Annotated in this window: 11 protein-coding genes; 9 read left to right on the forward strand and 2 right to left on the reverse strand. The window is 41.9% G+C overall.

Annotated elements, in window-relative coordinates:
- The first annotated feature begins 1 nt into the window (after window position 1).
- The gene (locus NAF17_RS01845; RefSeq protein WP_252756274.1) at window positions 2–580 is read left to right on the forward strand and encodes a Swt1 family HEPN domain-containing protein; all 579 of its coding nucleotides are present in this window, start codon (window positions 2–4) and stop codon (window positions 578–580) included.
- Between the two features lie 20 nt (window positions 581–600).
- Here the strand turns inward: NAF17_RS01845 and NAF17_RS01850 are convergent, their stop codons facing one another.
- A complete protein-coding gene (locus tag NAF17_RS01850) occupies window positions 601–2,142 on the reverse strand; it encodes an acyl-CoA carboxylase subunit beta (protein WP_252756275.1) in 1,542 nt (513 codons plus the stop codon).
- 241 nt (window positions 2,143–2,383) lie between these two features.
- On the opposite strand from NAF17_RS01850, the gene NAF17_RS01855 reads away from it, so the two are divergent.
- From NAF17_RS01855 to can (NAF17_RS01875), 5 genes are all read left to right on the forward strand, one after another.
- Window positions 2,384–2,716: a hypothetical protein gene (locus NAF17_RS01855; protein ID WP_252756276.1), complete on the forward strand. Its 333-nt coding sequence runs from the start codon at window positions 2,384–2,386 to the stop codon at window positions 2,714–2,716.
- A gap of 151 nt (window positions 2,717–2,867) precedes the next feature.
- The gene (locus NAF17_RS01860) at window positions 2,868–4,490 is read left to right on the forward strand and encodes a SulP family inorganic anion transporter (protein ID WP_252756277.1); all 1,623 of its coding nucleotides are present in this window, start codon (window positions 2,868–2,870) and stop codon (window positions 4,488–4,490) included.
- 76 nt (window positions 4,491–4,566) lie between these two features.
- Entirely contained in the window at window positions 4,567–5,289 is a 723-nt protein-coding gene (gene can, locus NAF17_RS01865; protein ID WP_252756278.1) for a carbonate dehydratase, read from the forward strand.
- A 100-nt stretch (window positions 5,290–5,389) separates the two neighbouring features.
- A complete protein-coding gene (locus NAF17_RS01870; RefSeq protein ID WP_252756279.1) occupies window positions 5,390–6,142 on the forward strand; it encodes a YoaK family protein in 753 nt (250 codons plus the stop codon).
- A 22-nt stretch (window positions 6,143–6,164) separates the two neighbouring features.
- Window positions 6,165–6,830 carry a carbonate dehydratase gene (can, locus tag NAF17_RS01875; RefSeq protein WP_252756280.1) on the forward strand — a complete coding sequence of 222 codons (666 nt, stop codon included), beginning with the start codon at window positions 6,165–6,167 and terminating at the stop codon, window positions 6,828–6,830.
- A gap of 214 nt (window positions 6,831–7,044) precedes the next feature.
- On the opposite strand, the gene pruA is transcribed toward can (NAF17_RS01875), so the two are convergent.
- Window positions 7,045–8,682 carry an L-glutamate gamma-semialdehyde dehydrogenase gene (gene pruA / locus NAF17_RS01880; RefSeq protein ID WP_252756281.1) on the reverse strand — a complete coding sequence of 546 codons (1,638 nt, stop codon included), beginning with the start codon at window positions 8,680–8,682 and terminating at the stop codon, window positions 7,045–7,047.
- Between the two features lie 67 nt (window positions 8,683–8,749).
- On the opposite strand from pruA, the gene NAF17_RS01885 reads away from it, so the two are divergent.
- From NAF17_RS01885 to NAF17_RS01895, 3 genes are all read left to right on the forward strand, one after another.
- Window positions 8,750–8,995 (forward strand): hypothetical protein, encoded by a 246-nt coding sequence (locus NAF17_RS01885; protein WP_252756282.1) that lies wholly within the window; start codon window positions 8,750–8,752, stop codon window positions 8,993–8,995.
- Window positions 8,996–10,234: 1,239 nt separating this feature from the next.
- Complete coding sequence (locus NAF17_RS01890; protein WP_252756283.1) at window positions 10,235–10,597, forward strand: helix-turn-helix domain-containing protein; 363 nt, start codon at window positions 10,235–10,237, stop codon at window positions 10,595–10,597.
- A gap of 117 nt (window positions 10,598–10,714) precedes the next feature.
- Window positions 10,715–13,513 (forward strand): TonB-dependent receptor, encoded by a 2,799-nt coding sequence (locus tag NAF17_RS01895; RefSeq protein WP_252756284.1) that lies wholly within the window; start codon window positions 10,715–10,717, stop codon window positions 13,511–13,513.
- Window positions 13,514–13,560: the final 47 nt, after the last annotated feature.

A 13,560-nucleotide genomic window follows, 5' to 3' on the forward strand; every position in this document is an offset into this window, starting at 1 on the left:
AATGAGTGAAAGTATTAAAAAATTGAAGCAATTTGTTTTCAATGGAATCCTTACAGAAGATAGTTTGATTTCACTCGAAAAAGAAGGCATAGCCATCCGTAAAGGAAGTGATATACAACCTATAGCGAGAATCGAAGAATCGGATTTTAGTCCTCGCATTATTCATAATGCAGGCAGAATGGCCTCTATATACATAGTTTTTTTCTGTTTAGAAAATGCTGTGAGAGAATTGATCTCTGCTCGCTTATCAGAAAGAAAAGGCATTGATTGGTGGAACAGTGTGCCTGATCGTATCAAAAAAAATGTTGAAAATTTACTTAAAGAAGAAGAGAAATACCGGTATCATGCACAGCGTTCAACTTCTAACATCGGCTACACAATGTTTGGCAATTTAGGTCAAATTATAACTGCCAATTGGGAAGAGTTCTCAGATTTGATACCCAATCAACAATGGTTAGTTTCAAGATTTGAAGATTTAGAAAAATCAAGAAATATTATAATGCATACGGGTCTACTGCCCGAAATCGAGATTGAAAGAATTGAAAGTATAACAAGAGATTGGTTAAGACAAGTAGGATAAAAGCGATTATCGCTTTTATCCTACAACGGAATATTCCCATGCTTTTTTTTAGGGTTGTTCACCACTTTATTCTCCAGCATTTTAAAGGCGTGAATTAATTTAACGCGGGTTTCTGCCGGGGCTATAACCTCGTCTATAAAGCCACGCTCTGCCGCACGGTAGGGGTTGGCGAAGATGGTTGCGTACTGCTCTTCCTTTTCGCGCCATTTGGCTTCAGGGTCTTCTGCGGATGTTATTTCGCGTTTAAAGATGATCTCGGCGGCACCTTTTGCACCCATTACGGCTATCTCGGCACTTGGCCATGCGTAGTTCATATCGGCACCAATGTGTTTGGAGTTCATTACATCGTACGCGCCACCGTAAGCCTTACGCGTAATAACCGTAATACGCGGTACGGTAGCCTCGCAGAAAGCATAAAGTAGTTTTGCACCGTTAGTAATAATGGCATTCCACTCCTGGTCGGTGCCCGGTAAAAAGCCCGGTACATCTTCAAATACCAACAGTGGTATGTTAAAACTATCGCAAAAGCGCACAAAACGCGCGCCTTTAGTTGATGAATTAATATCCAGTACCCCAGCCAAAAACGCGGGCTGATTGGCAACTATCCCAATACTGCGGCCTGCTAACCGGGCAAAGCCTACTACAAGGTTCTCGGCAAAATCTTTATGAACCTCCAGGAACGAGCCGCCATCTATCACCTGTTCAATAACCTCGCGGATATCGTAGGGCTGCGAGATATTCTCAGGTAATATATCTGTTAATGCGGGGCGTTCCTCGTTCTTCACCTCGTAAGGCAGGGCAGGTGCACGGTCCTCGCAGTTTTGCGGCATGTAGCTCAGAAGTTTTTTTACGTGATTGATAGCGTCTATCTCGTTAGCACAGGCAAAATGCGTAACCCCGCTTTTGGTTGCATGCGTATTGGCGCCGCCCAATTCCTCGGATGTTACTACCTCGTGGGTTACCGTTTTTACTACGTTGGGGCCGGTCACAAACATGTAGCTGGTATGCTCTACCATTAAAATAAAATCGGTAATGGCAGGTGAATAAACCGCGCCACCCGCACAGGGGCCCATAATGGCCGAGATTTGCGGAACAACGCCGCTGGCCATGGTGTTTTTGTAAAATATATCGGCGTAGCCACCAAGTGAAACTACACCTTCCTGGATACGTGCACCGCCGGAATCATTAAGGCCAACTATGGGAGCTCCATTCTTCATGGCAAGGTCCATTATTTTAATGATCTTTTCGGCATGGGTTTCTGACAGCGAGCCACCAAAAACGGTAAAATCCTGCGAGAAAACATAGATCAAACGGCCATTTACAGTACCATAACCGGTAACCACACCATCGCCGGGATACTTTTCTTTCTCCATCCCAAAATCGGTGCTGCGGTGCAACACCAGCATCCCTATCTCTTGAAACGAACCCTCATCCAGCAGAAAATGCAACCTTTCGCGTGCCGTTAATTTCCCTTTTTTGTGCTGACTTTCAATACGTGCAGCGCCTCCACCTTCAAGCGCTTGGTCGCGCTTTTTTTGTAAAATCTCCAGCTTTTTGTTCACGATGTGGTTTATTGGTAAAGCGATAAAATTAGTAATTATATTGCTAATAATTTAGCCTCACCCCGCCACCCCCTGGAGAAATGGTTTAAAAAAGGGCAAAGTTTAAGTCCTCTCCTTTGAAGAGAAATATTACATGAGGGCTTCGCCGTTTAGGTGAGGCTATTAGTAATTATATTGTAAGATTAGCTTTAAACGGCACAATGATACTTTCCATTTCCAAAAAACGTTATATTTGCTACGCATGAAAAACAGAATTTTCAAAAATTCAATTGCAGTATTGTTTATGGGCATCTTTATTATGAAGATGGCTATATCTGTTGCGCCTGTTTTTTTATGTATGGATAACAAAGCCGTTCGCGCGGTGATTATGCAACTGGAGCATGAATCAAAAAATGAAAAGGAAGACCCTGATAAGGATGCCTTTAAAGACAAAAAGTTTTTTGATGAAAATGTAAATCACCTTATAGTTTACAGGCCAATTGTTGTCGAGACCAACATCCTGCACAACCAGGAGCGCTCCCTTTACAAGCAGGTATATCATCCTATTGTACCAACACCTCCTCCCAACGTTTAATTAAAATTTGCCGGATATTTTGGTATCCGGTGATCAATCGCATACCGCTGTTTTTTATAACAGCCGGAAAAAAACTATGCATTGTTTACAATCCTGCTTTTGCGTTGTTAAACATGTTGTTTACTGAAATCTCATTATAAAATTATTGTTTATGCAAATCAAGCAAGGCGGCGTTCCCGCCGGCGGCCTTAACCTGAAAAAGTATTTCTTAGCTAAAAATTTAAAAAAGGACCTGCCCGCGGGCTTAGTTGTATTCCTGGTAGCCCTACCCTTATGTTTGGGTATCGCGCTGGCGTCCGGCGCGCCGTTATTCTCGGGCCTGTTGGCGGGTATCATTGGCGGTATTGTTGTTGGTACGCTTAGCGGCTCGCAGTTAAGCGTGGCCGGGCCTGCTGCAGGTTTAACGGTTATTGTTTTAAATTCTATAGCTTCCCTGGGTTCGTTCGAGGTATTTTTGCTTGCGTTGGTGCTTGCCGGTGCTATGCAGATCATTTTCGGATTGGTGAAAGCGGGTACTGTAGCTAACTACTTCCCATCATCGGTTATAGAGGGGATGCTTGCCGCGATAGGGATCATCCTCATCATGAAACAGTTTCCGCATGCCGTAGGCTTCGACAGGGATTTTGAGGGTGACGAGGGCTTTAGCCAAACCGATCAGAACAATACTTTTTCGGGTATCTTTAGCGCTTTGCATAAGATAAACTACGGCGCGGTTATTATAAGTGTTGTATCGTTATTGCTTATGATTTACTGGCCTAAAGTTAAAAAGCTTATCATGATACCCGCACCGTTAGTGGTTGTAATTGTGGGCGTGGCATTATCTGCACTGTTTGCAGGCACAGGCCTTGCGCTTTTGGATAAGCAATTTGTACAGATCCCTTTAGTAAACAGCACGGGCGAGTTTTTCGGCCTGTTTAAATTACCAAATTTTAGCGGGATAGGCAATAAAGCGGTTTGGATAACAGCGGTTACCATAGCTATTGTAGCCAGTTTAGAAACCCTGTTAAGCCTGGAAGCGGTTGATAAAATTGACCCTATCAAAAGGATATCGCCAACAAACCGCGAATTGGTTGCCCAGGGGGCGGGCAACTTAGTGAGCGGGCTGCTGGGTGGTTTACCTATGACGGCCGTTATCGTACGTTCATCAGCAAATGTTGGCGCGGGTGCCCGTACAAAAATGAGCGCTATATTTCATGGGTTTTTATTGCTTACCTGTTTGCTTGCCATACCATCGTTGCTGAATAAGATCCCGCTATCTTGTTTGGCGGCCATCCTGTTAACGGTTGGTTATAAGCTGGCAAGGATTGGCCTGTTTAAACACATGTGGCATAAGGGGCTTGATCAGTTTATCCCATTTGTGATAACGATAGTAGCCGTTGTATTTACCGATTTGTTAATAGGCGTAGGTATTGGTATGATGGTAGGCATATTCTACATTTTACGCACCAACATGCGTAATCCATACTTCTACACCATATCGCCGAACGGCGAAAAAAACACCATCCGAATAAAATTGGCCGAGGAGGTTTCGTTCCTGAACAAAGCCGCCATCCAGATAACTCTTACCAGCCTGCCAAAAGGCAGTGATGTGGTTATTGATGGCTCAAACTCGCGCTATATCGATCCGGATGTATTGGAAATTATTAATAACTACAAGCACAATGCCTACACCAAAGGTATAATTGTGCAGTTGAAAGAGATAAAGGAAAGGTATGAAGTGCCGCCTTTAAAAGATTTAATATATAATCCAACACCACCTAACCCTCCAATGTAGATAGGGCTTAATTATCCCCTTTGGGGGGTATTTAAAGGGGCTAATTTGTTTAAAATCATTTAATTAAAAAACTACCATGAACAGTACAGAAAATAAAAACAAAAAAAACGGTATTGATACCAATTGCATAAAACTGGCGCAAAGTGCCGGTTACAATAAATTGAAAACCAATAACAGCGAATGGGCAGCCAAACGCACTGCCGAAGATCCTGAATACTTTAAACGCCTGGCAGAAGGACAGCAGCCCGAGGTATTGTGGATAGGCTGCTCGGACAGCCGCGTGCCTGCAAATGAAGTTACCGGTACACAACCGGGAGAGGTGTTTGTGCACCGTAATATTGCCAACGTATGCGTACACTCGGATATGAACATGCTTAGCGTACTGGATTATGCCGTGAACGTACTTAAGGTAAAACATGTAATTATTGCCGGCCACTATGGTTGCGGTGGTGTTGCAGCGGCTTTAACCAACAAGCAGTTTGGTATTATAGACAATTGGTTACGCCACATTAAAGATGTTTACCGTTTACACGCCAACGAGCTTGACCGTATTACCGATGATAAAGCCAAAGTGAACCGCCTGGTTGAGCTTAACGTTACCGAGCAGGTGTACAACATCTGTAAAACATCTATCATACAAAACGCCTGGATGGAACGCAACGATCTTGAAGTACACGGTTGGGTGGTTGACATCAGCACCGGTTTAATTAAAGACCTTGGTGTGAGTAGCAGCAGCCCGCATAACCTGGGTTACGTATACGAGTTTGACAGCAGTTTAGACGCGATAGCCGCGCATTAATAAGCCTTATATCTATTTATATATTTGCACCCGGTTGTGTAATACAACCGGGTTTTTGTTAATATGTAGAACAGGATATTATTATGTATATTTAGAAGATATGTTAAGACAACCACAGGAAAAACGTACATTAAATCAAAACCTGATGCTGGCGTCATCGTCCGCTTTTGTGGCAGGCATAACCGACGTGGTGGGGCTGCTGGCTTTTCTGGCGTTTACTTCAAACGTTACAGGGCATGTGGCAAATCTGGCTAAAAATATCCTACAGCAGAATCTTAACGACATCATCATATTTGTATTATGGCTGCTTATGTTTATGATTGGATCCTTCACATCAAACTTTATTGTACAATCTTTAAAACACAAAAGCTCTTACAGGGCGCATTCGGTACCTATTATCCTGGAAATTATTGTGCTGCTTTTTGTTGCAATTTACGGGCATAAATTTTACCAGGAAACCGAAATTGAGCGTAAAATTGTAATCGGTTCGCTACTATTCGCTATGGGCTTACAGAATGGGCTGGTATCAAACATATCGGGCGGCTTGATCAAATCTACCCACCTTACCGGTTTGTTTACTGACCTGGGTAGCGAACTGGCCGACTGGCTGCACCCTAAAACCAAAGAAAGCCAAATTGTAAAGAATAAGATCTACGTGCGTTTAACTGTGCTTACTTTTTTTATTTTTGGAGGGCTGGTAGGCGGTTACTTTTTTAACATATACGAGTTTAAGGTGTTTTACTTTGTACCTGTTATATTACTTACCATATTGTATTATGATATGTTACCTGTGTTTTTCCATAAGGTTTACCAGGTAATTTATCCAACCAAAACAAAAATCACAAAGAATTAAAAATTTATAAAAAACAGATGCTATGTGTGCTACAAAATTAATTCACGACACCAGCCATATCACTTACGAAAGTCTGCTGGATGGCAACCGCCAGTTTGTTGAAGATTCTTTAAAAGAAGATCCTCAGTATTTTGAAAAACTGGCTAACGGCCAAAAGCCACCTGTTTTATGGATCGGTTGCGCCGATAGCCGCGTACCTGCCAACCAGATCACCAATACCAACCCGGGCGAGATATTCGTGCACCGTAACATTGCCAACATGGTGATCCATACGGATATGAATATGCTGAGCGTGCTGGATTATGCCGTAAATGTATTGCAGGTAAAGCACGTGATAGTAACCGGCCATTACGGCTGCGGTGGCGTGCTGGCAAGTATGACCAACAAACAATTTGGACTGATTGATAACTGGCTGCGCCACATTAAAGATGTTTACCGCGTACATGCCAAAGAGCTGGATGCCATTGCCGATGAAACCAAACGTGGCGACCGCCTGGTGGAACTGAACGTGGTAGAGAACGTAAGCAACCTTTGCAAAACATCTATTGTGCAAAATGCCTGGGCAAACGGCCAGGAAATAAATGTACACGGTTGGGTTTACAGCCTTGCAACCGGCGTTATCACGGATATGCAGGTTAGCACCAGCAACAACTTAAAAATGGCTGAGGTGTTTAGGTTTGCAAAATAGGCGGATAGAATCAAGATTTTTAGAGCCGGGAATTAAGAAAAGATTAAATTTTTTCATCCGGTGAGCGATAGCAAAGGATCTGTTCTACTACATGCATGTTTGTTTGTACAGTTCGTTATTAGCTTCTTCGCTATCGCTTGGAATGACAAATAACATAAAAAAGGCGAAGGGTTCTTAAAACCTTTCGCCTTTTAGATTTTACCTTTCGCCTAAATTAGTGCTCTGGGGTTAAAAACGAATATCTGTAGTCCTTTGGAGAATCAAACGTTTCCTTAATAGTGCGTGGCGATACCCAGCGCAGCAGGTTGATCATGGATCCGGCTTTGTCGTTAGTACCTGATCCGCGGGCGCCGCCAAATGGCTGCTGGCCTACCACCGCACCTGTTGGTTTATCGTTGATGTAGAAGTTACCGGCAGCGTTGCGCAGGCGTGTGGTAGCCTCTGCAATGGCGTAACGGTCTTGCGACAGTATGGCGCCTGTTAAAGCGTAAATAGACGTCTTGTCTACAATGTTCAGGATGTTATCCCACTCGCTATCCTCATAAACGTAAACGGTTAATACCGGGCCAAACAATTCCTCGCACATGGTTACATAGTACGGGTCCTGCACCTGCAGTACGGTAGGTTGTATAAACCAACCCTGGCTTTTATCGTAAGTGCCACCTGCAATTACTTCAACGCCATCGTCCGCTTTAGCGGCATCAATATATTTAGCCAGTTTATCAAACGACACCTCGCTGATAACGGCATTAATAAAGTTCTCGAAATCTTCGGTAGGGCCCATTTTAAAGGTAGCAATTTCGCGTACCACATGCTCCTTAACCGCAGGCCAGAGGCTTGCCGGGATGTATGCGCGTGAAGCAGCCGAACATTTTTGTCCCTGGTATTCAAACGCGCCGCGTAAAAGGGCAACAGCAACCGCATCGGCATTAGCGCTTGGGTGGGCAAGCACAAAATCTTTCCCACCTGTTTCGCCCACAATGCGCGGGTAGGTTTTGTATTTATGGATGTTGGTACCAATAGTTTGCCAAATGTGCTGAAATACCTTGGTAGACCCTGTAAAGTGGATACCTGCAAAATCGGGGTGGTTAAATACCACATCGCCAACCTCGGGGCCATCAGCGTAGATCATATTGATAACACCTGCAGGCAGGCCGGCTTCTATCAATACCTGCATAATTACATCAGCGGCATAAACCTGTGTATCTGCCGGTTTCCAAACTACAACGTTACCCATCATGGCGGCGGAGGTTGGGAGGTTACCCGCAATAGCCGTAAAGTTGAACGGCGTAAGCGCGAACACAAAACCTTCCAGCGGGCGTTGCTCTAAACGGTTCCAAACACCTTTGCCGGATACCGGCGGTTGCTGCTGGTAAATTTCGGTCATGTATTGCACGTTAAAGCGCAAAAAGTCTATGAATTCGCAGGCGGCATCAATCTCGGCCTGGTAAGCATTTTTGCTTTGGCCAAGCATGGTTGCCGCGTTAATGGTAGCGCGGTAAGGGCCGGCCAAAAGTTCGGCGGCTTTTAAAAATATGGCGGCACGTTGTTCCCATGGCAGGTTCTCCCAATCGGCCTTAGCGGCAAGGGCCGCGTCAATGGCAGCAGTCACATGGCTTTTATCGCCATAGTGGAAAGTACCCAAAAGGTGTTTATGATCATGCGGCGGTCGCAGCTCCATTAGCTTACCTGTCCTAACTTCTTTACCGCCAATATACATGGGGATATCTACTTGTTTTGAGCGGGCTTCAACCAAGGCCGCCTTAAGCGCTGCACGTTCCAAACTGCGCGGGCCGTAGTTTAATACAGGCTCGTTTACAGGGGCAGGAACATTAAAAAATCCTTTTAACATAGGTGTTTAATTTAGTGCCGCAAAGATATGGGTTAATGTGCAGATGTGCGAATATGCGGATGTGCAAATGAAATTTGCGACTTGGATTGATAAGGGAATAACTTATTATGGAATTTTTCTCACCACAACTGTCGAACAATTTATTTTAATACAAAATAGACAAACTGAAGTCGGGGCCAGATTAAAAGAAAAAATTGAACTCGTATTTAACAAAAAAGAAGAAGTTGGATTGTCACATGTGTATATTATTCCAAAGTCAGTATCAAGAATTGATGGGGATAGAATTAGAAGCTTATTCACTAAGGATCAATGATTAATAGAAATCAATTATTTGAAAGATACTTAAATCTCGGTTTCTACAGCAGGATCAAGAATTCAAGATATTAATGATGAATTTAAAAGGATGTAGTAAAGTTAATACGGCTTTAAATCAACTTAAAATAGATAACCCTAGTCTATTTAATGATCTATGGCAATGGTACGGAAAGTGGATCGCTGGAGATATGGCCTAATATAAAATTAGGAGAAGCTTTATAATTAAAATGTTCATGACTTATTAAATCTTACACAAAACTCTGAACAGAACGATGTATTAAATGTCTCTGTAAGCTTAATTGGATGGGATAGAATTGATAGATCTTTAAACGAGATTAATATAAGGTTAAAGCAAGCTATAAATGAGGAGCAATTTCAAACAATTGGTTTGCTATGCCGCGAAACTATAATTTCATTGGCCTAAACAGTTTTCGTTAAAGATAAACATCCAACAATTGACGGCGTTAAACAAGCGAGACTAATGCAAGACGAATGCTTGATTCTTGTATAGTTATTGAGCTGGCAGGTGGTTCAAATGAAACATTAAGGAAATATACTCGTTCGTCCAACAAACTTGCCAATGAATTAACTCATAAAAGAACGGCGACGACAAAGGATGCTCACATTTGTTCTTCTTCTACAGTTTTATTAATAAATTTGATTGGAATACTTGAAGGAAGGCATTAGAATATTTTTGATTATTATAAACCGCCCATAGCTATTTTGCCTCAATTACCGCAAGCTAAATGCGCTATTGCAAAGTTTAGCTTATACGATACCATCCTAAATCCACAAGCGGACGCTTTCAGTAGCGATAAGACGTAAAATTAATAATGATGTCTTAAAAGCTATTATTAAAAATACAGGATTTCTTTCACTTTATCCTCGCTTTCGGGCGGTTCAGGAAAGAGGGTATCCTGCTGTCCCGTTTTGCTCACTAAATGGATTATTACCCGGCGAAAACAAGTCGAAAAAAAGTCATTTACGGGCGCGGAAAGATGGTGTCCCATTCAGAAACAAGCGGGACACTCATTTTAAAATTTAAATAATTGTTAATCAATTACTTGTGTTTTGTAGCTGACTTATTATTTATAAAGGTCAATTTTTAATTCATTCATAATCAATTTGTTGTATTTTTTTGGTGTTTTCTAATAAAATAAGTGGGACAGCAAGAAAAATCACCGATGGTTTTTTCACAAAAACCTACCACTTTGCCAAAAATGTTTATAATTGTACCATGTCTGATGAAGCAGTTGTAAAACGGATAAAAGTAATAGTGAAGGAGCATGGCGGGCAGCTGGCACTGGCCAACGCTATAGGGGTAGACCAAGGCTTTATCAGCAAGGTAATCAACCAAAAGCAGGACATCAGCTACTATCTTATCCGTAAGCTTTGTTTCCAGTTAAAGTACTCGCCCGAGTGGTTGATACTGGGCACCGGCGATAAGATGATCCACAAACCAGACTCGGCCAAGCTGATCACCGAGATCCAGATGCTGCGTACCGAAGTGGATATCTTGCATGCCAGGATGCGTGCCTACGAAATTCAGCTGGAGGAATTAAAGCAGTACAACTTAACTGATAAGCAAAAAGCTGGTTAACAGCACGTTTAGGCCACCCCTTAACACTGGGGTAATATTAAGTGGCGGTTTTGGTAATACATCCATAACATTCAACTAACATCGCGGTAATAGTTTTGCGGTATTAAATTAATACACGTGAAAAAAGTTTTATCCGCAATCACCGTCATGGTTATTATGACGCTTACGGCAGGCAATTTGCTTGCCCAAACCACGGGCCGTATCTCAGGTAAGGTCATCGACCAAAAAACCAGCGAAACCTTAATAGGGGCTACCGTTAACATAGAGGGCACCACCAAGGCCGCCGCTACCGATGTTGACGGCCACTATGTATTAAGCGGCATTGCGCCCGGTAAATACACCATCCTTGTAAGGTATATAGGCTACCAAAGCAAAACAGTATCCGAAATTGAAGTAAAGCAGGGTACTAACACCGCTCTTGATATTACGATGGGCCAAGCCGAGTCGCAAGCCCTTAAAGAGGTTGTGATTAAATCAACCTATCGGCAGCAATCAATCGGCGCCTTATACGCCATGCAAAAAAATAGCATATCTATTTCTGATGGTACATCTGCCGAGGTGATCAAAAAATCACCGGACAGGAATACTGCCGACGTTTTAAAACGTGTAAGCGGTGCCACCGTGCAGGATAATAAATTCGTAGTTATCCGTGGTTTGAGCGATCGTTATAATAACGCTATGCTTGATGGCGCATCGTTGCCAAGTACCGAGCCAAATAGAAAAGCATTTTCGTTTGACATTGTACCATCAAACCTGGTAGAAAGTTTAACCATCACCAAAACGGCTACGCCGGATCAGCCCGGAGATTTTGCCGGTGGTTTGATCGCGATAAACACCAAAGATTTGCCCGAGCAAAATTCAATATCATTTGGTATTGGTGCCGGTTACAATACGGCGTCAACAGGTAAAACTTTTTTAAGCGGGCAACGTAATGCCAGCGATTATTTTGGTTTTGATAACGGTAAAAAACAGTTGCCAAATGGCTTTTTACCATACTCTAAAATTGTTAACGGTTTAACCCAGCAACAAAATAATTCTTTATTAAAAAGTATCTCACAAGATTATAACATCTACAAAAATACAGCACTGCCAACTCAAAATTACCAGTTTACATTAGCCAGGGTTAAGGATAACGAAAAAAATGGCAACCGTTTTGGAGCTATTTTTGGTTTAACTTACCGCAACGCCCAAACTATAAGTAATGATGTTAAGCGCAACGCTTACGGTTATGATTACAATGATGATATTTATAAATTCTCTACCAACCTTGGCGCGTTATTAAACTTAGGTTACACTTTCGGCAAAAACAAGATCACGTTCAAAAATGTGTACAATAGGATCTATGACGATCAGTTTTTGCAACGTACAGGTAGCAACCAGGCATCTGGTGTTGATGTAAAATATTATGCTTTTGACCTCCTACAGAAAGCTTTACTAAAATCGACCTTAGAAGGTAACCACCCAATTGGCGAAAAAGGAGCAAAAATAAACTGGAACTTAAGCTACAGCAATGTACTTAATGATCAGCCGCAACAACGCAAAATAAGCTACTCGCGCAATATTGGTAGCGGCGAACCTTTTGAGGCAAACGTTTCAACCCTGGGTAAAGATAATGCAACTTTATATGCCAAACTTAACGAAAACTCATACTCTGGTGCGGTTAATTACTCTATGCCATTTAAAATGTTTTCACAATCGGCAACTTTCAAAACAGGTTTAACAAGCTTATACAGAAAGAGAAGTTACGACGTACGTTTCCTTGGGGCTGTAGTTGACGGAAGTAATCCCGACATTAACGATCCTGATTTCCTTCGTCCGTTAAAACAACGTCCCTTAAATACCTTGTTCCGCAGCGATGTTATCAATGCAGGTGTTTATAAATTAGATGAGATAGACGGATCTGATGATTCATATGATGCCCACTCATTAACTAACTCTGGTTATGCGATGTTAGATAACAAGCTTACCGATAAATTGAGATTGGTATGGGGTGTTCGTGTAGAACAATTTGATGTAAATGTTACCCCGGTTAGTAAAAGAGCCGATGGTATTGTTAACCAAAATTATGTAGATGTTTTACCATCTGCTAACTTAACTTACAGTTTATCAGAAAAGATAAACTTAAGGGCATCATATTCGCGTACACTTGCACGCCCAGAGTTTAGAGAATTATCTATCTCGCAATATTATGACTACGAGCTATTAGCGTTGCAACAAGGTGATCCAAATTTGAAAAAGTCAAATATTGATAATTTTGACGTCCGCTTTGAGCTTTATCCTCAAGCCGGCCAGATCATATCGGTATCGGGTTTTTACAAAAGGTTCAAAAACGCGATAGAAACTTATAATAATGATGTTAACTCGACCCGTACCATTACATACTTCAACTCTGATAAGGCTAACGTAATTGGTGCCGAGTTAGAAATTCGTAAAACATTAGATTTTATTTATGCTAACGATTTTATGAAAAACACAACCTTGTATGCAAACTTAGCGGTTATTAAATCTACAGCCTATAACCCAACTAACGCGGGTATTAATTTTAAATACACCAAACGTTCGTTAGTAGGCCAGGCACCATATGTAATAAACGGCGGTGTACAGCATTCGTTCCTTAATAATAAATTAAACTTCAATGCATTGTATAACAGGGTAGGCCGCAGGCTTAACGTTGCAGCAGGAGCGTTATATGAAGATATTTGGGAAGCACCACGTAACGTATTTGACGCGCAACTTGGCTTAAAAGTATTTAAAGGTAAAGGCGAGATAAAAGTTACCGCTGCAGATATTTTCAATAACGCCAGCACTTTTTATTATGATAATAATTTTAATAAAAAGGTTGACGCCGGTGACGGTATCCAAAGTAGCTATAAACCAGGGTCTACGTATTCATTGGCATTTACATATACACTTTAATATTAATATGGGCTTAACACTAAGCCATGTTATTTAACATATACATA

Origin of the sequence: Mucilaginibacter aurantiaciroseus, assembly GCF_024055595.1 — a bacterium.
GTDB classification, from domain to species: domain Bacteria; phylum Bacteroidota; class Bacteroidia; order Sphingobacteriales; family Sphingobacteriaceae; genus Mucilaginibacter; species Mucilaginibacter aurantiaciroseus.